At 64.3% G+C, this 21,353-nt stretch carries 22 protein-coding genes and 1 tRNA gene; 9 read left to right on the plus strand and 14 right to left on the minus strand.

Annotated elements, in window-relative coordinates:
* Positions 1-9 precede the first annotated feature (9 nt).
* Together ACN0X9_RS10530 and ACN0X9_RS10535 are read left to right on the plus strand one after the other, a co-directional pair.
* Positions 10-1,236 (plus strand): O-antigen ligase family protein, encoded by a 1,227-nt coding sequence (locus ACN0X9_RS10530; RefSeq protein ID WP_417487555.1) that lies wholly within the window; start codon positions 10-12, stop codon positions 1,234-1,236.
* Complete coding sequence (locus tag ACN0X9_RS10535) at positions 1,161-2,234, plus strand: glycosyltransferase family 2 protein (protein WP_417487556.1); 1,074 nt, start codon at positions 1,161-1,163, stop codon at positions 2,232-2,234. Before ACN0X9_RS10530 ends, ACN0X9_RS10535 begins: the two co-directional genes overlap by 76 nt.
* Here ACN0X9_RS10535 and ACN0X9_RS10540 read toward each other — a convergent pair.
* Positions 2,197-3,108: a hydroxymethylglutaryl-CoA lyase gene (locus tag ACN0X9_RS10540; RefSeq protein ID WP_417487557.1), complete on the minus strand. Its 912-nt coding sequence runs from the start codon at positions 3,106-3,108 to the stop codon at positions 2,197-2,199. The genes ACN0X9_RS10535 and ACN0X9_RS10540 overlap by 38 nt on opposite strands.
* Positions 3,092-4,987, minus strand: a complete 1,896-nt coding sequence (locus tag ACN0X9_RS10545; protein WP_417487558.1) for an ArnT family glycosyltransferase — start codon at positions 4,985-4,987, stop codon at positions 3,092-3,094. The genes ACN0X9_RS10540 and ACN0X9_RS10545 overlap by 17 nt, the downstream gene beginning before the upstream one ends.
* A gap of 125 nt (positions 4,988-5,112) precedes the next feature.
* Here ACN0X9_RS10545 and ACN0X9_RS10550 point away from each other — a divergent pair, with 125 nt between their 5' ends.
* On the plus strand, positions 5,113-5,859 hold the full coding sequence (locus ACN0X9_RS10550) for a glycosyltransferase family 2 protein (RefSeq protein WP_417487559.1): 747 nt from the start codon (positions 5,113-5,115) through the stop codon (positions 5,857-5,859).
* Positions 5,860-6,013: 154 nt separating this feature from the next.
* Complete coding sequence (locus ACN0X9_RS10555; protein ID WP_041636983.1) at positions 6,014-6,409, plus strand: hypothetical protein; 396 nt, start codon at positions 6,014-6,016, stop codon at positions 6,407-6,409.
* An 83-nt stretch (positions 6,410-6,492) separates the two neighbouring features.
* On the opposite strand, the gene ACN0X9_RS10560 is transcribed toward ACN0X9_RS10555, so the two are convergent.
* Positions 6,493-6,822 carry a hypothetical protein gene (locus ACN0X9_RS10560; protein ID WP_417487560.1) on the minus strand — a complete coding sequence of 110 codons (330 nt, stop codon included), beginning with the start codon at positions 6,820-6,822 and terminating at the stop codon, positions 6,493-6,495.
* 191 nt (positions 6,823-7,013) lie between these two features.
* A complete protein-coding gene (gene phaR, locus ACN0X9_RS10565) occupies positions 7,014-7,622 on the minus strand; it encodes a polyhydroxyalkanoate synthesis repressor PhaR (protein ID WP_417487561.1) in 609 nt (202 codons plus the stop codon).
* 169 nt (positions 7,623-7,791) lie between these two features.
* On the opposite strand from phaR, the gene phbB reads away from it, so the two are divergent.
* Positions 7,792-8,517, plus strand: a complete 726-nt coding sequence (gene phbB, locus ACN0X9_RS10570) for an acetoacetyl-CoA reductase (protein ID WP_417487562.1) — start codon at positions 7,792-7,794, stop codon at positions 8,515-8,517.
* A 117-nt stretch (positions 8,518-8,634) separates the two neighbouring features.
* On the plus strand, positions 8,635-9,309 hold the full coding sequence (locus ACN0X9_RS10575) for a DUF4908 domain-containing protein (protein ID WP_417487563.1): 675 nt from the start codon (positions 8,635-8,637) through the stop codon (positions 9,307-9,309).
* On the opposite strand, the gene ACN0X9_RS10580 is transcribed toward ACN0X9_RS10575, so the two are convergent.
* Both ACN0X9_RS10580 and gloB read right to left on the minus strand, forming a co-directional pair.
* The gene (locus ACN0X9_RS10580; RefSeq protein ID WP_417487564.1) at positions 9,310-9,747 is read right to left on the minus strand and encodes a cupin domain-containing protein; all 438 of its coding nucleotides are present in this window, start codon (positions 9,745-9,747) and stop codon (positions 9,310-9,312) included. It abuts the gene before it with no gap.
* Complete coding sequence (gene gloB / locus ACN0X9_RS10585) at positions 9,744-10,514, minus strand: hydroxyacylglutathione hydrolase (RefSeq protein WP_417487565.1); 771 nt, start codon at positions 10,512-10,514, stop codon at positions 9,744-9,746. Before gloB ends, ACN0X9_RS10580 begins: the two co-directional genes overlap by 4 nt.
* Positions 10,515-10,607: 93 nt before the next feature.
* Between gloB and ACN0X9_RS10590 the strand changes: the two genes are divergently transcribed.
* Positions 10,608-11,366 carry a class I SAM-dependent methyltransferase gene (locus ACN0X9_RS10590; protein ID WP_417487566.1) on the plus strand — a complete coding sequence of 253 codons (759 nt, stop codon included), beginning with the start codon at positions 10,608-10,610 and terminating at the stop codon, positions 11,364-11,366.
* A 9-nt stretch (positions 11,367-11,375) separates the two neighbouring features.
* Positions 11,376-12,464, plus strand: coding sequence for a histidinol-phosphate transaminase (gene hisC / locus ACN0X9_RS10595; protein ID WP_417487567.1), 1,089 nt, complete (start codon positions 11,376-11,378; stop codon positions 12,462-12,464).
* On the opposite strand, the gene ACN0X9_RS10600 is transcribed toward hisC, so the two are convergent.
* The 5 genes from ACN0X9_RS10600 to ftsE form a co-directional block, all read right to left on the minus strand.
* The gene (locus ACN0X9_RS10600; RefSeq protein WP_417487568.1) at positions 12,461-13,471 is read right to left on the minus strand and encodes a DUF2125 domain-containing protein; all 1,011 of its coding nucleotides are present in this window, start codon (positions 13,469-13,471) and stop codon (positions 12,461-12,463) included. The two genes, hisC and ACN0X9_RS10600, sit on opposite strands and share 4 nt — an antisense overlap.
* A 2-nt stretch (positions 13,472-13,473) precedes the next feature.
* The gene (locus ACN0X9_RS10605) at positions 13,474-14,208 is read right to left on the minus strand and encodes a lysophospholipid acyltransferase family protein (RefSeq protein WP_417487569.1); all 735 of its coding nucleotides are present in this window, start codon (positions 14,206-14,208) and stop codon (positions 13,474-13,476) included.
* Positions 14,208-14,795 (minus strand): YdcF family protein, encoded by a 588-nt coding sequence (locus ACN0X9_RS10610; protein WP_417487570.1) that lies wholly within the window; start codon positions 14,793-14,795, stop codon positions 14,208-14,210. The genes ACN0X9_RS10605 and ACN0X9_RS10610 overlap by 1 nt, the downstream gene beginning before the upstream one ends.
* A gap of 96 nt (positions 14,796-14,891) precedes the next feature.
* Positions 14,892-15,797 carry a cell division protein FtsX gene (locus ACN0X9_RS10615; RefSeq protein ID WP_417487571.1) on the minus strand — a complete coding sequence of 302 codons (906 nt, stop codon included), beginning with the start codon at positions 15,795-15,797 and terminating at the stop codon, positions 14,892-14,894.
* The gene (gene ftsE / locus ACN0X9_RS10620) at positions 15,790-16,617 is read right to left on the minus strand and encodes a cell division ATP-binding protein FtsE (RefSeq protein ID WP_417487572.1); all 828 of its coding nucleotides are present in this window, start codon (positions 16,615-16,617) and stop codon (positions 15,790-15,792) included. The genes ACN0X9_RS10615 and ftsE overlap by 8 nt, the downstream gene beginning before the upstream one ends.
* 82 nt (positions 16,618-16,699) lie before the next feature.
* Between ftsE and ACN0X9_RS10625 the strand changes: the two genes are divergently transcribed.
* Positions 16,700-17,593, plus strand: a complete 894-nt coding sequence (locus ACN0X9_RS10625; protein ID WP_417487573.1) for an MJ0042-type zinc finger domain-containing protein — start codon at positions 16,700-16,702, stop codon at positions 17,591-17,593.
* An 85-nt stretch (positions 17,594-17,678) separates the two neighbouring features.
* Here ACN0X9_RS10625 and ACN0X9_RS10630 read toward each other — a convergent pair whose 3' ends face one another.
* From ACN0X9_RS10630 to ACN0X9_RS10640, 3 genes are all read right to left on the minus strand, one after another.
* Positions 17,679-18,818: a slipin family protein gene (locus tag ACN0X9_RS10630; RefSeq protein WP_417487574.1), complete on the minus strand. Its 1,140-nt coding sequence runs from the start codon at positions 18,816-18,818 to the stop codon at positions 17,679-17,681.
* A 351-nt stretch (positions 18,819-19,169) separates the two neighbouring features.
* A tRNA-Glu gene (locus tag ACN0X9_RS10635) sits at positions 19,170-19,243 on the minus strand.
* A 165-nt stretch (positions 19,244-19,408) separates the two neighbouring features.
* The coding region (locus ACN0X9_RS10640; protein WP_417487575.1) for a DUF4175 family protein at positions 19,409-21,353 on the minus strand (1,945 nt) is incomplete at its 5' end.

Below are 21,353 nucleotides of genomic sequence, written 5' to 3' on the forward strand. Positions count from 1 at the left end.
GATACCGCGATGCAGCGCGGCGACACCCGTGCGGGATGGGCAGGCTTGTTGGCCTTTGCCTTCGCATTCCCGTTCGGGGTCGCTGGCAGTTTGATGATCGCGCCCTGGGTGTCGATCCTCGCAATCCTTGCCTTCCCGGTTCACGCGCCATTCTGGCGCCCCGAGCGGACACCCTGGGCGCTGTATGGGGTGGCGGCCTTTCTCGGATGGGCGTTGGTCAGCTATCTTTGGTCGCCGCATGATGACCCCGGCCAGATCTGGCGCACCGGGCTCGGTGTGCCGCTTTACATCCTGTTCGCGATCCGGGTCGGGCAGGTGGACCGGGTCTGGCAGCGACGCATCGAGGCGGCCATGTTGTTCATGGTCATAGCCTTGGGCCTGTTCCTGTTATCGGAGGCGGTGTTTGACGGCGCTTCAACACGCGGCTTCAAGCTCGCCGCTGAAGACAATCCTGATCAATCCGAATTCGGAATCAACATATTGGTCAATCGCAGCCTCGGTCACGCCACCGTGCCGCTCTTGCTGATGTGTATGCCGGTGGCCCTGATCAGCTGGCGCGAGGGTGGACCGGTCATCGGCGTTTTCGTGCTCTTGTTGGGCGCCGTTGCATCCTTCAGCTTCGATACCGAAGTCAACATGGTTGCCTTCGTGCTGGGGTCGATCGCGGCGGCGCTGGCAGCATTCTGGCCGCGAACGATGATGGCCAGCCTGTTCGGGCTTCTGGCCGGAAGTGTCATCGTGCTGCCGCTTATCCTGCCGGGCCTCATCGATGTCCTCCCCGACAGCTGGCGGGCGGCGCTGCCTGCCTCCTTCGAATGGCGGCTCCAGATCTGGAGCTACACGGGTGATCTGATCCGCGAACAGCCGTGGATTGGCTATGGCCTCGACGCGTCGCGCCCGCTCAGCGGAGAGGCCGAAGTCTTTGCTTTCGGCCGCCTGCATAATGTCGAGGTCTTGCCGTTGCACCCACACAATGCCACTCTGCACGTCTGGCTTGAGACCGGGGCGGTCGGAGCCGCGCTATTGGCTGGCGTACTTGTCGCTTTGGGGGGACGGATCGCCGCCGCACAACAGCTGTCGCGGTTGCAGGCTGTTGGCGTGGCCTGGGTGGTCGTGGTTTATGTGACTTTGATCGTATTCTCCTATGGGGTCTGGCAAGAATGGCACCAAGGGACAGTGGCGTTGGCAGCAACGAGCGTGTTCTTCCTCGCGGCCCGGAAACCGGGGCGACCGTAGAGCCACGTCTGAGTGTCGTCACCGTTTCCTGGCAAACCGGACCGCGCCTGGTCGAGGCGGTCGCGTCAATTCTGGCTGCACCCGGTGTCGATGAGTTTGTCCTCGTCAATCACGGCAATCCTCCGGAAATGATCCAGTCCCTGCGGGCGATGGCCGCGGACAAGGACAATTTCGTACTCATCGAAACCGGCGCAAATCTCGGATTTTCTCGCGGATGCAATATCGGCGCGCAACGGGCGAGTGGTGATCTCGTCTTCTTCCTCAACCCGGACGCCGTCCTGGCGAAGGGGGTGGCCAGCCGGTTGAAGGCGTCGGCCAGGGAACTGGGCGACAGCATCTGGGCGATCGGTGCGCGGATCGTCAACGCGGATGGGAGTGAGCAGAGAGGCGGACGACGCGGGGAGCTGACGCCCTGGTCGGCGCTGATAACCTTTCTGGGACTGGATCACTTCATTCCGGCGTTCAAGGGCCTGCACCTCGAGACCGAGGCGCTACCGGATACGATCGTGCCGGTCCCCGTTGTGTCCGGCGCCGCCATGCTGATGCCACGTCGCGGTTTTTTGCAGATGGGTGGATTTGACGAGCGGTATTTCCTGCATGTCGAAGATGTCGACATTTGCCGCAAGGTGCGGGAGTGCGGTGGAACGGTGTGGTTCGAACCGCGGGCGTCGATCGTCCATTATGGCGGTACCAGCCAGTCCAGCCCGTTCTTCGTCGAGACCCACAAGGCTCTCGGATTCATCAAGTATTTCTGGAAATACTATCCGGGCGCACTCGAACGCCTGACCACCATGGCGATGATGGGACCAATTTTCGGTGCCATTTGGGGCCGGGTGGTGCTGCTTCAGCTCCGCAACCGGATTCGATTGCTCGCCCGTCGTCGCAGGGCCTTTGCCCGCTTGCGTCGCCTGGAGAACCACCGGGTCAGCCGCCCTGCGGATGCCCGGCCGTCGAACCCGTCTAGCGCGTCGCCGGTTTCGGAAACCCGCCCGCTCTAGACAGGGCGCTGTCGACCGGGTGTTTCAGCCCGTCGGTCTCCAGCCATTTGGCCGTTTCGATCAGCTTGTCCAGGTCCAGCCCGGTGTCAAAGCCGCCGCGTTCGAGCATGTAGACCACATCCTCGGTGGCCACATTGCCGGTTGCGGCCGGCGCAAACGGACAGCCGCCAATGCCGCCGACCGAGGCGTCGATGACATCGACGCCCGCCTCGATCGCGGCATGGATATTGGCCATCGCCGTATTGCGCGTGTTGTGGAAGTGCATGCGGATCTTCATGTCGCCGCTTTGCGCGCGGACAAGGTCCAGCATCCGGCGAACCGCCCAGGGGTCCGCAACGCCGATGGTGTCACCCATGGCGAACTCGACGGCCCCCGCCGCTTTTGCTCGGGCCGCCAGTTGCGCCACGACGTTGGCATCAACCTCGCCATCAAACGGATCACCAAAAGCCACCGACACCGTCACCGAGACCGGCACGCCTTCGTCATGGGCCAGAACGGCGATGCGGTCGAACAGGTCGGCCGTTTGCTCCGGCGTGGCGTTCTGGTTCTTCAGCCCGAAGCCGGGCGAGGCGACCATGACGTAATTGACCTCGTCGCAGCCGTTCTCGAGCGCCCGCCGCATGCCGCGCTCATTGAGCGCCAGGCCGATATATTTCACCCCGTCCTGACGCGGCACGCGCTGCATCACCGCATCGCTGTCGGCCATCGCCGGGACCAGCTTGGGATGGACAAAGCTCGCCGCCTCCATGCGACGCACACCGGCTGCGATCAGGCGCTCGATGAATTCGATCTTGGTATCCGTCGACATCATCGCCGGGTCATTCTGCAACCCGTCGCGCGGTCCGACTTCGACGATTTCAATCTTGCGGGTCATTGGCGGTGTCCTCTGGGGCGCAGCGGGTGAACAGGATAACCAGCACGGTATTGGTTCCACGCGCGTAGTTGGTGCCGGATGCAAGCGTGTGGTGGCAGGCACCCAATTCTCTCATCCAGGCGAGCCGCTCGCCGCGAAGGCGGTCTGCCGCCATCCAAGGCGGCTCTTGCGGGACAGGGGAAGAGAATTCAGGCCGCCATTCGGTTGCGATCATTTCCAGTCTCAACTCATAGACCGAACGCGCCTCGGTTCTCAGATCGGCCCGTAGCTCCGCATCCCGTGACAAATCCAGCACCAACATCGTTGGCTCGTCCCGGCCTTCAGCGAACGCCAGCACTTCCTCCGCCGTCCCCAACACCGTGTCCGTACCCAGCGAGAAGGCGAGGCTGGGTTCGGTATAGCTGGACGCTGTCACGATCTCGTCCGGTGACAGGCCGGTGATCGTCTCCGAATAGGCCCGGGCGGCACGTACCTGATCGGCCAGGCGGACCGCATAAGCTTCGGCGAACGCCCCCGAACGCGCCGCAACATGCCAGCCCAGACCGGACAGGACGGCGAAGACCAGCGCCAGGGCGCCGGGGCGCAGGCGGTCGGTGGTCAGGGTCGCAGCTGACAGGGCCAGGAAGAGCGCGCCCGATCCGAACACCCAGGCGGCGGCATATGGGTCCAGTCCCAGCTGGAAACCGCCCTCAAAGCCGGCCTGGGCGAGGCGGATGGCGTCCCAACTGGCATTATTGCCATAGGTGATGAAGACATAGGGAAGAAAGATCGCGAACACGCCCGCGCCGATCGCGAACAGGGCCCAGCCAGCCCAACGTTGCCAGTGCGCGGCCTTGCCCAGCTCGACCAGCCCCCAGCCCGCCGCCAGCGCCAACGCCGGATAGAGCGGCAGCACATAGTGAGGCAGTTTGGTCGGCAGCAGCTCGAACAGGATCCAGGTCGGGACCGCCCAGGCGATCAGGAAACGGGCGGCGCCGGCCATCCGGTTGTCGTGACCACGAAGCGCCGCCACAACGCGTCCAACGCCGGGGATCAGGAAAAGCGTCGCCGGGAAGAAGACGATGGGAAGAACCAGAAGATGATAGCCGGGAAGACCCCCATGTCGCTCATGGCCTGACACCAGCTTGGGACCGAGATCTCCGACCAGCGCATCGCGCAGGAACTGGCCATCGGTCGCGATCTGGATCGAGACCAGCCAGGGCAGGACAATCAGGCCGGCGAGGATCGGTCCCCACCAGACCAGGACCGGTTTCAGCCAGGCGATCTTGCGCTCCCAGACGACCAGGGTGAGGGCGGTCACGCCGGCCACCATCGGGGTGACGGGGCCCTTGATCAGAACGCCCAGTCCGATGGCTGACCAGAACAGGAGCGCCGTTCGCCAGCCGGGCCGATCACCGCTGCGCGCATTGGCCAGGGCGGCCATCGCCAGCGTCGTGACGCCGGCCAACACCCCGTCAGTCTTGGCGATCCCGCCTTCTATGCCCAACAGGACCGTGGTCGCCAGCAGGGCGGCACCGGCAAAAGCGGCTTCGCGGCCGACCAGTCTCTGCCCGGCCCAGAAGGTGGCCAATGCGGCCAGGATCGCTCCGAGCACCGATGGCAGGCGGTAGGCCCAAATCTGGCGGTCACCGGCGTCAGACGTCAGCGCGACGGCGGCGGCCTGCAGCCAGTAGATTCCGACCGGCTTTTTGTTGCGCGGTTCGTCGAGATAATTGATTTCGACGAAATCACCCGTCTCCAGCATCTGGGCCGTGGCCTGGGCGTAGCGGCTTTCGTCCCGGTCAATGGGCGGCAGGGTGAAGACGCCGGCCAGGGCCGAGAGCGCTGCCAACAGGCCGACAATCCACCAGGCACGTGCACCACGGGCAAGATCGGTCATCAAATCGGCTCGGACCATGTCCGCCAACACCCTCTCTTCGAGCGCGGGATGAGAAATCCCTCGCGTCTTCAGTGAAACCCGGTATGTAACGAGCATCCTGTTATCGCAAGCTCAAGCAGACACCTATGAGCCAATCCGCGCCAAATTCTCCCGATATTTCCGTTGTTGTCCCGGCCTATAACGAGGCCGGCAATGTCGTGCCGCTGGCGCGAGAAATCGCGACGGCGCTGGCCGGTCGCGATTTCGAAATCCTGTTCGTGGACGACTGTTCGACTGACACCACCCGCCAGGAACTGGTCGACGCCAAGGCTGAGCTTCCGATGCTCAGGGTGATCGCGCACCGTCACAATGCGGGCCAGTCACGCTCGGTGCGGACCGGTATCATGCATGCGCGTGGAACGGTGGTGTGTACCGTGGATGGCGATGGCCAGAACCCGCCGGTGGACCTGCCCACCGTGATCGATGCGCTGACACGTGCCGATGCTCCGGCCAATCTGGGCCTGGTCGGCGGCGACCGTTCGGCCAACCGTCAGGACTCGGCCTGGAAGAAATTCGCCTCACGCTTCGGCAATGGTCTGCGCAAGGCCATGCTCAATGATAATTGCAATGATACCGGCTGTGGTCTGAAGGCCTTCAAGCGGTCGGCCTATCTCGAGCTGCCCTTCTTTGATCACCAGCACCGGTTCCTGCCAGCCCTGATGATCCGCGAGGGATATGTGTGCGAATTCAGGCCGGTTACCCATCGTCATCGCACCATCGGAACGTCGAAATATACGAATTTTGGCCGTCTTTTCGCCTCACTGACAGACATGATGGGCGTGATGTGGTTAAATTCACGCGCGCGCAATTCTCGCGGCAGCGATGAAGTCTGAGCGACGCAACTTGTTTTCGAAGCGAGTCAGGTGACCGCTTCACAACCGGGGAGAGTGTCCGATGGCCGGTGGCGGGGATAACGGCGTATTGTTAGGTATGACGGCGGCCAATCAAGCCCAGAGACGGGGCGGTCGCGGCAATGGGGGAGGTTCCATGTTCAACGTATTTCCACTTTTGATCATTCCGGTGGTCATCTACACGATTGTTGCCTACACGACCGGCGCTGACATGAGCGAAGGCCTGTTCGAGGTGAACATGGTGTCCGGCACGCTGGCCATTTCGAAGGGTGATCTTCTGGTCATTCTCGGCATGATCATGCTCTTCATGGAGCTCATCAAGGCGGCCGGATCGGGCACTGCGACGATCATCAATCACGGCCTGTCGATGATGATCTTTGTCATCGCCATGGCGCTGTTCCTGCTGGTCGGTCACTTTGCGACCTCGACCTTCTTCCTGCTGACGCTGATGGCCCTGATGGACACCGTTGCCGGTTTCGTCGTCACCATCGTGGCAGCCCGTCGCGACCTTGCGGTCGGCGGCGAAGGCTGATCAGAGCAGAACGAAAAGCAGTCCGGCGCCAAGGCTCACATCGAGCCAGAAGCCATAGCGCCGGGCCCGGGCAACAGCGATTGTCATGCGCGCCGCTCCCACATCGGGGGCGGCGTTTGCTTGTCGCTGGCGGCGGCATAGGTGCGGCGGAAGCGCTCGATCTCGCTGGCTTCCGCCTTGAGACCGCGACGCGGGGCGTCACCGATGATCTGGACCATGACTTCCGCCGTGGCAGGACGGGCCCTCACAAACGAACGGTCGCTGTCGCGCTCGGACGTTTGCGGGGTCGGGACGGTGACGAGGGCCCGGTCCTGCCGCGGCGGACGATCCTGCGAACCGCGCACACGAGCGGCCGGCTCAATACGCCGGCTGGTCGGGGTCGGGACAGAATATGCGCTGCGGATCGTGGTCATGCCCTCTCCATCGCAAGCCGGATGCCAACTCTTAATGAGAAGTTAACCACGATTCTGGCCGCAATTGCGGCGTTTTGGGCAGATCGCAAAGCAAAACCGGCCCGCGAGGCGGGCCGGTTGGCTCATTTCGGTACGATTTTGTTAACCCTGTGAGGGGGTTGTGCCAGGTGCGCGCCGAGCGGCCCCGGCGATCACTTCTTGTCGAGCAATTCGTCCATCTTGGCCCGCAGGCCATCGAGCTCCTCGCGCAGGGCCGACAGGTCCTCCGGCTTTCCGGCTGGGGCGTTATCGTCGGTCGCCGTGTCTGGCGCTGCGCCGGCGCCGGGCATGGAACCGGCCTGGAAGGGCGTGAACATCCGCATCGTCTGGCCGAACAATTCCATATTGCGGCGGGTCTGCTCCTCCAGCATGGCCATGGTGGCCTGAGGTGAGCTCATTGCGTCGGTCATCTTGTCGCGAAACTCTTCCTGCTGCTGCGAGAACGAGTTCATCGACATTTGCAGATAGCCTGGAACGACGCTCTGCAGGCTGTCACCGTAGAAGCCGATCAGCTGTCGCAGGAAATCCACGGGCAGGAGATTGGCGCCGCGGGATTCCTCCTCGAAAATGATCTGGGCCAGCACACCGCGCGTCAGGTCATCGCCGCTCTTGGCGTCGACGACCTGGAAATCGGTACCCTTCTTGACCAGGTCACGCAGGTAATCGAGCGTCACATACTGGCTGGTAGAGGTGTCGTAGAGGCGGCGGTTCGCGTACTTCTTGATTACGATGCCCGCGGCTTTGCCGGTCGATTTTGTCACCACATACTCCCCTGTTTGCGCCGAAAATATTGTCGGGATTGTTTTGCGTTCGACTTGGGCGCACTACATTTTCATGTAAGGGTTTACGCGCTCAAGGTGGTGTGCTGCAAGCGCGAACGCTATTGGCTTCACTGTCGGTGCGAAACGGACAGGTTTCGGGGGGATGATCATGACACGAACGGCTTTGGTTACAGGTGGTACGCGCGGAATCGGTGCAGCCATCAGCGTCGCGTTGAAATCTGCAGGCCACACAGTGATAGCGAACTATGCCGGCAATGAAGTCGTGGCCCGCAAGTTTGCTGACGAGACCGGTATCAAGGCCGTCAAGTTTGACGTCGGCAGCTTTGAATCAAGCGCTGCCGGAATGGCCGACGCCGAGAGCCTGGCCGGCGCACCGATCGACATTCTGGTCAATAATGCCGGGATCACCCGCGACACGATGTTCCACAAGATGAGCCAGTCCCAGTGGGACGAGGTGATCAATGTCGATTTGGGATCCATGTTCAACGTGACCCGCCCATTGATCGATGGCCTGCGTGAGCGCGGCTGGGGCCGGATTATCAATATCTCGTCGATCAATGGCCAGAAGGGCCAGATGGGCCAGGTGAACTACTCCGCCGCCAAGGCCGGTGTGATCGGCTTCACCAAGGCGCTGGCCCAGGAAACGGCCCGCAAGGGGATCACCGTCAACTGCATCACGCCAGGTTATATCAACACCGAGATGGTCGCCGCGGTCCCGGAAAAAGTGCTGGAGAGCATTGTTGCGGGCATTCCGGTCGGACGCCTTGGAGAGGCCGACGAGATCGGCGCGCTTTGCGTCTATCTGGCGAGCGAGGAGGCGGGATTTGTGACCGGCTCGACGCTGACGATCAATGGCGGCCAGTACCTCGCCTGACATGAAATACATGTCTGCCCCAAATTTGCCGTCTTGCCGGTCATTATGCGTGTCGGGATGACGCGTTGGTTGATAGCCATACTGATCGCCGCACTGGCTGCGGGCGCCGCAACAGGGATGCAAAATCCCCTGCGAGACCGCTTGTTGCGCAATGAGCGGACGCAACAGGTGTCGGGCTGGTTCCAGCGTGCCGACACGGGCGAGTTCTTCCTGTTCGACAGATCCGGAGATGCGGCCCTTCTGCAGGAACGCGATGCGCCGGACAGCGAAGTCCTGGTTCTCTACCCGGATCGCGCACCCGGCGGCGGAACCGCTTTCATCACCGATACCGGTCGCGAAGTCATCCGTCTGACGGGGCTGGGCGGCGCGACGTATTTCCCGCGCACCTCACCGGATGGCGTGATTGCCGATTTCGCCAGCCCGGCCGGAGCGCTGGCTCCGCCGCCGCGATCGCCTGACGAAGTGCGGGAGCGCGCCGAGTCGTTGGCCAGTGAGATGGCGGCGGCACTGGATCGCTCTATCTCAATCGCTTATGCCCCGGCGCCGCGCGCGGGGCTGGGTGTCCAGTTCGACACGCTTCATGTGATCGCCAGGGCGTTCGAATCGGTTCGCGGTGAACGGCGCCGGCTGCGCGATGTCGAGCATGTTCGGATTGATCTGGGTGATGCGCCGGCGGCCTACCGCCAGGAGGATACGCTGGTCGTCGTGATTGCTCCCCTGCTGGGTTATGCCGGCCGACCGTCGTCTGAATTCATCGGGCAGGTATTGCTCAGCGATCCGGGCGCAATCTGATCAAGACAGGCCGGGTGACCATCCCGGCGGCGCGAGTTCAAATCCTTCAAAGCGAAATCCCGGCGCGACCGTGCACCCGACCAGGGTCCAGGCGCCTGTCGAACGGGCACTCTGCCAGGCCCCCTCGGGCACAATGCCCTGCGGGCGCTGCCCCCGATCCAGATCAGGTCCCAGCAACAGGGTTGAAACCGGTCCGTCGCTGTCGCTGATACCCAGTTCGAGCGGCGATCCGGCATGCCAGTGCCAGGTTTCCACGGCGTCGACCCGGTGCCAGTGCGAGTGCTCGCCGGCGGCGAGCAGATAATAGATGGCCGTCGAGCGGTCCCGACCGCCTGCCGGGTCCGGGTCGCGCAGTGTTTCGACATACCAGCCGCCTTCAGGATGGCGCTGGAGCTTGAGCGTCTCGATGATGCGGCGGGCGTCGTCGGGCAGGGTCAAAACGAATCCTTCCGGCGGCGGATCTCGGCGAACACGTCTTCATCGTCATCATCGACCATTTGCAGGCGGGCCCGGATGGCCGGATCGTTCGGGCGAAGAAAGGGGTTGGCGGCCTTTTCCGCGGCAATGGTTGTCGGCACAGTCGGTTCGCCGCGCGCGCGCTCGCCCTCGACCATGGCCGCGTAGACCTGCAGGTCGTGGTTGTCCGGATCGACACTCAATGCAAAGCGGGCATTGGCCTCGGTGTACTCATGGGCACAGTAAATGCGGGTCTCGTCGGGCAGGGCGGCCAGCCGCGACAGGGAGTGCCACATCTCCGCCGGTGTGCCTTCAAACAGTCGGCCGCATCCCAGCGCGAACAATGTGTCGCCAACAAAGGCCAGGCCGTCCATCGGCAGATGGTAGCAGACATGCCCCATCGTATGGCCGGGAGTGTAGAGCACCTTCGCCTTGTGGCTGCCGAGGCTGACAACATCGCCGTCCTCGACCTCCATCGTAATCCCGGGAATGCGGTGCCTGTCATAGCTCGGTGCCACGATTTTCGCGCCGGTCACGGCCTGCACAGCCTCATTGCCACCGGCATGATCGAAATGGTGATGCGTGTTCCAGATCTGGGTGATCGACCAACCGGCCTTTTCCGCTTCGCTCAGGATGCGGTCTGCGTCCGGCGTGTCGATGGTCGCGGTCTCGCCACTATCGGGGTCATGGACCAGGAAGCCGTAATTGTCCGAGAGGCAGGGAAACTGCCTGATGAGGAGTTCGCTCATTGTCCAAATGTCCGCTTGCGCTAGGCTGTCGTTCCCGGGTCGGCCCTCGCGGGCATTGATCAGGAACTTAGGCATCGTGCGGGAGTGTGGCCAGTGCGCCGTGACGTCCTTGAACTCGACCGTTTCTATCGCAGCCGTCAGGGGCGTGCCGCGCATCGCATGATCGCTCGGCGTGTGAGCTCGATCTGGCCGGATGTGACCGGACTCGATGTGCTGGGGATCGGCTTCGCCAATCCCTATCTCGATGTCTGGCAGGGCAAGGCGCGGCGCTGCGTCTCCCTGACCCCGGCAGCGCAGGGCGCCATTGTGCCCGGCCCGGACGGGGTGCCCACGGCGCTGGGGGATGAAACCCACCTGCCGTTCCAGGAGGCGCTGTTCGACCGGGTCTTGCTGGTCCACGCGCTTGAGGAAACCGACTCGCTGCCGGCGCTGTTGCGTGAAGTCTGGCGGGTGCTGGCGCCGGAAGGCCGACTGTTGATCGTCTCCCCGTCGCGGTCCGGCATCTGGGCCTGGCTCGACTCCACACCGTTCGGACACGGGCGCCCGTTTTCCCGCGGACAGCTGACCCGCCTCCTGGATGACGCGCTGCTCGTGCCGACAGCCTGGTCGCGGGCCCTCTACGCCCCGCCCTGGGGTTGGAGCACACATCGGCGGGTGGCCAATCTGTGGGAAGAGGTTGGTGAATACGCCTGGCCGGCATTGGGCGGCCTGATCCTTGTTGAAGCCGTCAAGCACAATGCGGCGGTCACGCCGGGGCTGCGGACTGCGCGTGTCAGCAGAGCGGCACTTGAAGGTCAGCGCCAGCCCGCGCTATCTCCCCGTCACGGATCCCGACGGGTCCGACGGGATTGAGGAGTTATCATGGCTATCGAACCACGCGCCGGCATTCTGGATATACGCCCCTACAAGCCGGGTTCGTCCGAGGCGCCGGGCATTGAAAACCCGGTCAAGCTGTCCTCCAACGAGAATGCGCTGGGTTGTTCGGACAAGGCGGCAGCCGCGATGACGGCGACGGCGTCGAAGCTCCATCTTTACCCGGATGGTGGCGCCACCAAGCTGCGCGAAGCCATCGCCGCGGCTGAGGGCCTGGAGGCGGAGAACATCGTTTGCGGCACCGGCTCGGATGAACTCCTGCAGCTGCTCGGTCGGGCCTATCTCAATCCCGGCGACAAGGTCGTCCAGTCGCAGTACGGTTTCCTGGTCTACCGTTTGGTGGCCATGCAGTGCGGTGCCAATTTGGTGTCCGCGCCAGAGCGGGACTATCGCTCGGATGTTGATGCCATCCTCGAAGCGGCCGGTGACGACACCCGCATCGTCTTCCTGGCCAATCCCAACAATCCCACCGGCACCTATATCTCTGACGCTGAAGTACGCCGTCTGCGCGACGGGTTGCCCGCATCGACCTTGCTGGTCCTCGACGCTGCCTATGCCGAGTTTGTCGATAATCCTGACTATGATTCCGGGATCGCGCTGGCCCGGGAGCGTGACGATGTGATCGTCACGCGCACCTTCTCCAAAATCCACGGTCTGGCGGCGCTGCGCCTTGGCTGGGCCTATGGCAACAAGGCAATCATTGACGTGCTGCACCGTGTGCGCGGCCCGTTCAACGTCAACATGGCGGCCATCGAAGCCGGAACCGCGGCGATCCAGGACCGGGACTTCATGAAGCGCTCGGTCGACCACAATGAGGAATGGGTTGCCTTCCTGCGCCAGCAGATTGGCGGTCTCGGACTGGAAGTGACGCCCAGTGTCTGCAACTTCGTGCTGATCCACTTCCCGGAGACACCCGGAAAGACCGCCGCCGATGCCGATGCCTATCTGACGTCGCAGGGCCTGATCATCCGGGCCGTTGACCCGTATGGCCTGCCCAATGCCCTGCGGGCCACGGTCGGAAGCGAAGCCGAGAACCGGCGCCTGGTCGACGCCCTGTCGACCTTCATGAAAGCCTAGTCGTCCAGCCCGCCCAGCCGGGCCGGTCCGAGATAGACACCGCCATCGCGGATGCGGAAGGGAAGTGAAACCCCTTCCGGTCCACGCGGTGCCATCATGGCCGCGACGCGCAGCGCTTCGCGATATTGCTCGGGGATGAGCCCGGCTTCCACCAGGGCCTCGGCCAGCGTGTCGGGATCGGTGACCCGCAATGACAGGCGTCCGTCCGGGCGTGCCATCCGGTCGACCGTGAATTCGCCAACGGCGGTCAGGTCTGCCGGGCCCCATTGCAGGCCGGCATCCGTGATGTCCAGACGGCCACCAGCCTGGCTCCAGGCCATGGCGTCGGCATTCCGGGCCAGCGACGACCATTCCGTCACCGTGAACTCAAGCCGGGCCATCGCCAGCGTTTCGCCGAAGGCGCGTTCCACGTCGGGGTCGAGTACTCCGGGCGCCGCGACCACAGTCTCGGCCATGCCTCGAACGCGCAGCGTGTTGTCGGTTGCCACGACGCCATTGAGATAGAGCGCGCCGATCGAACGAATGTCCGGGGCGTCGCCAGCGCGGGTGATGATCGTCAGGTCGACCAGCTCGGCACCAACCCGGGAGGTCTGCCCGGTCTCATCGTACACGAGACTGACGCGAGCATCGCTGGCGCCCAGCTCCAATCGGCTGCCGGGCGCGTTCAGATCATCGAGAAAGGCGGGGCCGCCAAAGCGTACGATCCAGTGTGACAGGTCGTAGGGCACGGCATGGGCCTGCAGGCTGGACAATTCAGCGTGCCAGCCGCCATCGCTGGCCGGCGCCGTGATGTTCGGTTCGCGGAAGGTGATCTGGAACCGGTAGGGAAAGCCCGACACGGTCAGGGCCTCGCGCTCGATCACATAGCCGGCGGCTTCCTGGTCGGCGACCCAGTCCTCCACGGCTGACCGGATCTGCGTCGAGGCAAAGAACCAATAGGCCGAGTAAAGCACGAACACGAAAAGGATCGCGCCGAACGGCAGGATGAAACGCAAACGCCCGTCCATGATCAGGTCTCTTTCTCGGTGGCAGGCATGTCAGCCGCCAGCAGCGCATCGGTGGCCGTGTTGATCCGCGCGTGAAGCTGCTGCATGAAGCTGGCCTTGTCGAGGCCCGGCGCGATCGGCTCCAGGAATTCGACAACAATCCTGCCGGGTTTGCGCAAGCCGCAATAGGTCTGCAGGTGGACGCCGGAGTTCAGGGCGACCGGAATGCACGGCTTGCCCATCGACTTGTAGAGGCCGGCAATGCCGGGCTTGAGCTCGGGTGTTTCGCCGGGCATGACCCGCGTCCCTTCCGGGAAGATCAGGACCTGCCGGTTCTCGCTGCCGCGCGTTGCCGCATCGCGCAACATGCCCTTCAGCGCCTTGCCGCCGCCGTCCCGGTCAATCGAGATATTGCCGAGCTTCACCGCGAACCAGCCGAAAATCGGCATGTAGACCAGCGACTTCTTCAGGATGATCGCCGGGTCGGGCAGGATTTCCCAGAAGGCCAGCGTCTCCCACATGCTCATATGCTTGGAGGCGACCAGGGCGCCGCCGGTGGTGAGATGCTCGCGGCCGCGGACTTCGAAGGTCACGCCCATGATCCAGCGCATGCCGAACCAGATCACCTTGAGATAGGCCCGCAGGATGCCGCGTGCCCAGGATCTCGGACCGAGCAGGAAGGGTGTTCCGGCCAGGCCGAACACGATCATCAGCCCGTACATCCAGATGTAGAATATGAGGGATCGCAAAAAGCGCATCAGGCGTCTTCCGTCTGCGAGGTCAGCGAGTGTCTCAGCTGGACCGTCGTGTACTTGGCATATTCCTGGAGCCAGAGCCGAAGTGCGCCGACATCCTGCCAGGGGGCCTGTGTGCGCACAGGGTAGGGGATCAGGTCGACGCCGGGCATGTGGCTGCGAAACTCCAGGAGGCTGCGGGGCAGATGATAGTCTGAGGTGACGATGATCAAGCGATCATAACCGTTGGCCTGCACATAGGCGGCCGTTTCGCGGGCATTTCCGACCGTGTCAGTCGCCTCGCGCCCGAGGGTGACACAACAGGCAAAGGCCGCCTCGTCCAGCCCGGTTTGGCGACGGATATCGGCGGTGGTGACCGAGGGGTGGACACCGGAAATCATCAGATGTGCTGCCCGATCGCCCCGCAACAACGCTCCCCCGGTCGAGAGTCGCCCGGCATCACCGGTCAGCACGATGATGGCATCGACGGTGTTGTCGTCAGCCGGGACGTCATACCCGGTGACCTTGCCGGCATAGGCGGCAAACCCGATCGCGCTCGCCAGGACGACGACAAAACACAGGCCTCGCAGCCAGAGCCAGCTTTGCTTCATGCCGCTCTCCAGTTTGATCGGGCCGCCGCGCGGCCGAACAGGAAGGTCCTCGCCAACATCAAGACTCTCGCGTGAAACAGGCGGATTTATGGTCGGTCACCAGCGCCCCCGCAGGTCGGAAGCCACCGCCAGCCGCGCCGAGATGGCGGCGGTCACGCCGGCCAGCAGGGGGGCGACCGCAAGCAGCACGAACTCGAACGGGTCCGACGCCCATTGTGGCAGGAAGAATGCCATGTCGGCCGGCGCGTCGCCGAGGCTGACAAGGATCGACACGAGGCCGGCAAAAACAGCCCCCGCGACCCCGGACTTCAGACCCAGCATGAAAAAGCGGCGCTGGAACAGGCCGGCGATGAAGCGGTCTTCGGCGCCACATAGATGCAGGGCGTCAATCACGTCCAGCCGGGCAGCAAGGCTGGCGCGGGCTGCGAAGGCGATCACGGCGGCGGCAGCGCCGGCGAGCAGCGCGAGCAGACCCAGTCCGAGCGCCTGCGCCGTGCCGGCTGCCCGGCGGACGGCATTGGCCCAGCGCCCGTGATCATCAATCCGTGCGGCCATGCCCTCGGCGTCGAGTTGCGCCTGAAGGGAGGCGGTGTCGATCACGCTGCCGGAGCGGGTACGCACATCGACCAGAAGCGGCAAGGGCAGGTCGTCGGGCAGGTTGCCTTCACCCAGCCAGGGTGTGAGCAGGGCCAGAGCATGATCGCGACCGCGAGCGGTCGCTTGTTCAATCCCCTCGATGGCCTCCGCAAGCTCCGCCGCGCGCACGGCGTCGGCATCCGGGTCGCGGCCCTCGACCGGACGCACCTGGATGGTGAGCGAGGTTTCCAGATCTGTCGTCCAGCTCTGCGCCTGCAGCCATGCGCCACGCGCGCCCAGGGCGGCGATGCAGGCCAGGAAGACAAGGATGGCAGCAACAACGAAGAGGGGGCGATCACGGCCTGCATCCGGAGGCAGCAGTCGACCATTCCCGCCGGAGGGCGGCTTGGGCAGGGTGTCAGTCATCGCCATCCCCTTCGCTCCCATCACCCTCCGCTTCGGCCTGGTCATGGATGCGGGGGGCGGCAGCGGCCGGCGCGGCGGCGATCCGGTCGGCCTCTGCGTCGGCCTCGGCCTCGGCTTCCTCGCGCATACGCTGGCGGACGCTGCGTGGCGGGCGGATGTGAAGATGCCCGTTGGACAGCGTCATCACCGGGGCATCCAGCATGCGCACCAATTGCAGGTCATGGGTGGCGATGATGATGGTGGTTCCCAGCTTGTTCAGCTCGGTGAACAGGCGCAGCAGGCGCATGCCCATTTCCGGATCGACATTGCCGGTTGGCTCATCCGCGATCAGCACTTCAGGCTGGCCGACCACGGCGCGGGCGATTGCCACACGCTGCTGCTCACCGCCCGACAGGGTCGCCGGCAGGGCATTCATCTTGTCACCCAGCCCGACCCAGGCCAGCAGCTCGGCGACATCCTCGGCATAGTCCGCCCGTTTGCGTCCGGCGACGCGCAGCGGCAAGGCAACATTGTCGAACACATTCATGTGGCCGAGCAGGCGGAATTCCTGGAACACCACGCCGACCCGCCGTCGCAGGTCGGGCAGCTCGTTGCGGGGCAGGGTAGCGGCATCGCGGCCGAAATAGCTGATCAGCCCGCGCGACGGCTTGGCGGCCAGATAAATCAGTCGCAGCAGCGAGGTTTTGCCGGCGCCGGACGGTCCGGTGAGGAATTGGAAAGAACCGCGTGGTAAATCAAAGGACAAATCGCGCAGAATCTCGGGTCCCCGGCCATACCGCATGCCGACATTGTCGAAGCGGATAACCGGCTCCGGGTCCATGTGCGGCGACTGGGATGAACTCGAAACGATGGAAATCCTCCATGGGGACGGGTGAGCCGAAGAAGATGTGTAGACGACTCATATGAGCATAGTACTCAGCTGTCCGTCATGTACCACGCGTTACCGTGCCAATCCCAACGCGATTGGCACGAACGGCCGTCGTGTACGCTGCGCCTCCTGCGGTCATGTCTGGACGGCCGAGGTCGAGGACCCCAGCGATCTGCCAAGCCTGCAACCCGCGCCGCCGGTCACACCCGAGCCGCCGGCCGAAGACCCGGCAGCCGAGAAAAAAGTCCACACCGCTTTCCGTGAGCGCCAGGAAAAGAAGCGCCGCACCCTGTCGGCCGCTGCCGCTGGCGGTGCCTGGGGGGGGCTGGTCGCGGCCTGTGCGGTCCTGTTCGTCTGCGCCTGGGTCTTCCGTGTCGACATCGTCACGATGTGGCCGCGCGCTTCTTCGGCCTATGCGGCGGTTGGCACCTCGGTCAATCCGTGGGGCTATGATGTCGGCGAGCTGGAAGTCACCCGTGAGGTTGATCACGGCGTGCCGCTTTTGGTCGTAGCCGGTGATGTCCACAATTTCGATCGTCGCGCCCGTGCCATTCCTTCACTACGCGCCATCCTGCGTGACGAGCACGGCGAAGCCGTGCTGGAGTGGACGATCTCCATGCCGGCCGGACGTCTCGACGCCGGGCGCCGCCAGGAATTCCGCACCGTCGTCTCTGACCCGCCGCCTGAAGCGGTCGAGGTCGAGGTGGTGCTGATGGACACACCGGCCCACGGCAATGCCGCGGCGGATGAACAGGGCGACGATGCCGGCCATGCACTGGAAGGCGAGCTTGGCGCAGAAGAAGGCGCGACCGACCCTGACGCTGCCGGTGATCATGCACAGCCGGATGGCCACGATGCGGGTTCTGCCCATGGCGCTCCGACCGACACCCATGCGGCCGCCGAGCCGGCCCAGACCGACCATCACTGACCCGATCAACCGGGCGGCAATTGTACGCCGGGCAAGAAAAAGGGCGGACCCGGTTTCGGGCCCGCCCTGATCCAATCGACCGGCGTCATGCGTCCTGTGTCTGGACCCGCTTGCCCATCAACGTGTCGATGAGGGCAGGCAGTCCGGCACCTTCCGACGACTGGTGGACATCGATCCGGCCGACCTTGTCGGTCAGCCGTTCCAGCGCCTCCAGCTCCTTGAGCCGCATCAGCGCCGGGTGATCCTCCATCAGCCGCGCCGTGTTGAGGAGCGCCCGCGTTGCAGCGGTCTCCTCGCGACGACGGACAAGGTTGGCTTCGGCCGCCTTTTCGGCCTCGACCACCTTGTTCAGCATGTCGCGCATCTCACCGGGCAGGATGACATCCTTGATGCGCAGATCACTGACCTGCACACCCGTGTCGACCAGACGATCACGCAGATGCGCCGTAATCTCCCGGTCAACTTCGATGCGGTCCTTCAGCAGCCCATCCAGTGTCCGGCCAGCGACCGCCTCGCGGGCGGCGAACTGGACCAGCTTGTAGATGTGCGCATCGGCATCCATCAGGGCCTTGGCGCGCAGCACCGGATCGATGACCCGGGTGAAGGCGGTCAGGTTCAGACGGATCGTGACACGATCGCGGGTCAGCACTTCCTGTGCGGTCACGTCGAGCGCGGTTTCCCGCATGTCGACGCTTTCAATACGGACCAGACGGTCCGCCGCCCAGAAGGCGTGACGCCCCGGTTCCAGCCGCTCACGCAGCGCACCGTCGACAAACAGAAGGCCAGCGCGTTCGCTTGCAATCCGGGCTTGCACGATGGCCGTTCCGGCGTGCGACGACCAGCGATCAGCCAGACGGGGGTCGATCCGGTCGGCGTCGGCCAGGTCCACCATATCGACGCGGATGTCGTGCATGACCGTCCAGAAGGCGCGGGTCATGCCGTGCGGTACCAGCGCGTGCGGGGCTCCATCCAGCGTCACCAGAGCCAGCGTGCCGGCTTGCGGTTGGACGTAGATGAAGTTTCCTTCGGCCAGGTCCGGGCGTGCGCGCAGGATCTGGTTTGCGAGCTCGAAGTCGAGGATTGCCCGGCGCGTATCGAAAATCTCGACGCGGATTCGTGCCAACGGATCGAGCCACTGATGGCGTCCGGCGCCGACGAGGTCGACAATCGCGCGATCGCGCAGCACCAGGCCACGTTCGTGTTCGGCCAGAACGGCCGTGGTCATAATCATATCAAAGGCCTTTCTTGTTCTTTTTGGTCAAAGGCTTGGCAGGACTGCCAGGACCGTTCGACGGAACGCACACGGGGTGGGCGTTCAGGCGACAGGTCCCGGCCTTTAAAGGACCTGTCGCGAGGAGGCGTCAGCCGCTAGGCGGCGTTCAGTCTCCGAAGCAACACGCCCTCGGGCGGTTCGTTGGCGCCGGTATCCCGCGCACCGCAAAGTGCGGGCGCCGTCTGCCGGTCTGCCGGGCGTTTGAAAGCCGGCCCGAGGGTCGGCGACAAATGACTCAGGCAGGGACGCGAACGCTCCTGGCAGCCTGGTTCAACAGTCAGGTAAGTCGACTTTGCAGGTCGAGGCTTTGGATGGGGATTTGAACCCCGATATCCATGATTGAAGGTCATGTGCTTTACCAGATCAGCTTTCCAAGCAGTCCCTCATGCAACCGGAACACGGGACGGGCATTGCCCTCCGCGCCGGCGGGGTCTCACGAGCCCCCACAATCGGGAGGCGGGTTCTGACCGAGGTCGGATCAGCAATCAACCGCTATGTTGCGAAAAAATCCCGGTGTGGCCGATTAACCACAATTCCAGGCGTCAGAACCGGTCCAGCAGGCGCTCGATATAGTCGAGCTCTTCCTGGGGGCGACCGGCTTCGGCGGCGCGGCGGCGGAGTTCTTCCAGGATGTCCCTTGCGCGTGCCCGGCTCATTTCGTCAGGGACTTCGACGCCGGAACCATCGGCAAAGGCGCCTTCGGCCGGGCGGCCGAGCGGATCGCGATTGTCTTCGCCTTCGCCCATCTGGCTGCCATTCTCCTGCATCCGCTCGAGCAGTTCACGGGCCAGTTGTTCGGCCCCGGAGCGCAGGTCGGCGAGGGCTTCTTCCTGGGCTGCCAGTGCCCCATCGGTATCGCCATTGCGGAGAGCCTCCTCGGCCTGGCGCATGGCTTCACCGGCGCCGCCCATGGCGTCTTGGCTGTCGCCCGGCAGGGCGTCTGCGGACTCGGAGAAGCGCTGGGCCAATTGTCCCTGCGCGTCGGCCAGCGCCTGGGCGCTCTGGCCTCCACCGCTCTGGTTCTCGGCCAGGGTTTGCGGGCCTTCGCCGGACTGGGGGCCCTGTTGCTGCTGACCCGATGAATTGCCCGATTGTGGCTGGCTGGAGCCGCCTTCCTGTTGAGACAGTCCGAAAGTCTCGTCTTGCAGATTGCGCTGTTCGCCAATGACCTCGCCCAATTCCTCGAGCGCCTCGGCAATGGCTTCAGAGATCGGGTCGCTGGGCTGGCTCTCGCCTTCGCCCTGTCCCAATTGCATCTGCATGTTGCGGAGCATTTCCGAGAGCGCGGCGAGGGCCTGCCGGGCATCGGCGGTATTGCCCAGCTCGGCGGCATCCCGCAGCGCGTCGAGCATTTCCTGCAAGCCTTCGGAATTCAGGTTCGGGCCCTGGCCGCCTTCGGCAAAATTGCCATCCTCGGCGGCCTCACGGGCCATCGCCGCCATATAGTTCTGCATGGCTTCCTGGTAGGCCTCGAACAGGGCCGCCAGCTCGGTCTCGTCGGCACCGCGTGCCAGTGCTTCCATCAGGGCGCGTTCGGCCGCGCGCAAGGCGGCTTCGGCGTCGGCAAGCGAGCCCAGCTCGGCACGCAGCGCAATCAGCCAGAGATCGCCCTCCAGATCACCCAGCGCTGCCTGGTCGCGCTGACGACGCAGCCGGTGCAGCGTTTCGCGCAGGCCGAGATAGACGATCGGGTCGTCGAAGAAATATTCCGGCGCATCCGAGATCGCTGCGAGGCTGCGCGCGACATGCTGCAGGCCTTCGGGTGCCCGCTCGATGCGGCGGGCCGGGTTTTCGGTGAAATAGGCAGGGCCGGACGGGACGTCCTCGGCATACAGGGGGGCAGGTTCGTCGAGCGGCGCATAGGCCGCATCGGCGGCCATCACATCACGACGCTGTTCGGCAACTGCGCGGGCCAGCGCGTCCAGGAAGACGCGGGCCGGCAGGGTGATGCCCAGCTCTGGCGAACGGCCTGTATTGCCGGCGGCATCGGTGGCCACCATGCGTATTTCGACACGGCTGCCGGCCAGTGGATGACGGGCGGTTTCCAGCAGGGTCGACATGGCGTCGGCTTCGCCGCTGGGCACGACAGAATTCGTATCGATCTCCAGGGTCTGCCAGGCCGCGTCATCCTCGTCCTCGGCGCGGAGTTCGAGCGCATAGCCGGTCGCGCCGTAATCATCGGTGACGGTGAAATCGAGATCGAGTTCGCCGGCGGCGGTCGAGTCAGGCACCTGGGTCAGACGCACGCGCGGCGGGGTGTCGGGTGTGACCCGGATCGACCAGGTCTCACGGGTGCCGGGCGCGGCAAGGCGCAGGTTGGCGTCCAGATCGACGGGTTGCCGCAGTTCCCAGACACTGTCGCCGATCTCATTGGCCGAGGCGCGCTGCCGCCCATCGCTGTCGCGCAGGGTCAGGCTCGGCTGGCGCCGGGATCCGGCAATGCGGGCGACAAAGGTCGAACCGGCCGGGGCGGTGGCTGGCCGGCTG

Origin of the sequence: Maricaulis sp. (genome assembly GCF_048268525.1) — a bacterium.
Taxonomy (GTDB): Bacteria; Pseudomonadota; Alphaproteobacteria; order Caulobacterales; family Maricaulaceae; genus Maricaulis.

What these genes read in the sequence shown, in the direction of transcription:
- gloB (WP_417487565.1), bottom strand. Translation starts at nt 10,514, where the DNA reads ATGAGCGAACTCCTCATCAGGCAGTTTCCCTGCCTCTCGGACAATTAC.
- ftsE (WP_417487572.1), bottom strand. Translation starts at nt 16,617, where the DNA reads ATGGACCCGGAGCCGGTTATCCGCTTCGACAATGTCGGCATGCGGTAT.
- ACN0X9_RS10625 (WP_417487573.1), top strand. Translation starts at nt 16,700, where the DNA reads ATGAGCATAGTACTCAGCTGTCCGTCATGTACCACGCGTTACCGTGCC.
- ACN0X9_RS10560 (WP_417487560.1), bottom strand. Translation starts at nt 6,822, where the DNA reads ATGACCACGATCCGCAGCGCATATTCTGTCCCGACCCCGACCAGCCGG.
- ACN0X9_RS10600 (WP_417487568.1), bottom strand. Translation starts at nt 13,471, where the DNA reads ATGGACGGGCGTTTGCGTTTCATCCTGCCGTTCGGCGCGATCCTTTTC.
- ACN0X9_RS10555 (WP_041636983.1), top strand. Translation starts at nt 6,014, where the DNA reads ATGTTCAACGTATTTCCACTTTTGATCATTCCGGTGGTCATCTACACG.
- hisC (WP_417487567.1), top strand. Translation starts at nt 11,376, where the DNA reads ATGGCTATCGAACCACGCGCCGGCATTCTGGATATACGCCCCTACAAG.
- ACN0X9_RS10545 (WP_417487558.1), bottom strand. Translation starts at nt 4,987, where the DNA reads ATGACCGATCTTGCCCGTGGTGCACGTGCCTGGTGGATTGTCGGCCTG.
- ACN0X9_RS10610 (WP_417487570.1), bottom strand. Translation starts at nt 14,795, where the DNA reads ATGAAGCAAAGCTGGCTCTGGCTGCGAGGCCTGTGTTTTGTCGTCGTC.
- ACN0X9_RS10535 (WP_417487556.1), top strand. Translation starts at nt 1,161, where the DNA reads ATGGCACCAAGGGACAGTGGCGTTGGCAGCAACGAGCGTGTTCTTCCT.
- ACN0X9_RS10540 (WP_417487557.1), bottom strand. Translation starts at nt 3,108, where the DNA reads ATGACCCGCAAGATTGAAATCGTCGAAGTCGGACCGCGCGACGGGTTG.
- ACN0X9_RS10615 (WP_417487571.1), bottom strand. Translation starts at nt 15,797, where the DNA reads ATGACTGACACCCTGCCCAAGCCGCCCTCCGGCGGGAATGGTCGACTG.
- phbB (WP_417487562.1), top strand. Translation starts at nt 7,792, where the DNA reads ATGACACGAACGGCTTTGGTTACAGGTGGTACGCGCGGAATCGGTGCA.
- ACN0X9_RS10550 (WP_417487559.1), top strand. Translation starts at nt 5,113, where the DNA reads ATGAGCCAATCCGCGCCAAATTCTCCCGATATTTCCGTTGTTGTCCCG.
- ACN0X9_RS10530 (WP_417487555.1), top strand. Translation starts at nt 10, where the DNA reads ATGCAGCGCGGCGACACCCGTGCGGGATGGGCAGGCTTGTTGGCCTTT.
- ACN0X9_RS10605 (WP_417487569.1), bottom strand. Translation starts at nt 14,208, where the DNA reads ATGCGCTTTTTGCGATCCCTCATATTCTACATCTGGATGTACGGGCTG.
- ACN0X9_RS10575 (WP_417487563.1), top strand. Translation starts at nt 8,635, where the DNA reads ATGCAAAATCCCCTGCGAGACCGCTTGTTGCGCAATGAGCGGACGCAA.
- ACN0X9_RS10630 (WP_417487574.1), bottom strand. Translation starts at nt 18,818, where the DNA reads ATGACCACGGCCGTTCTGGCCGAACACGAACGTGGCCTGGTGCTGCGC.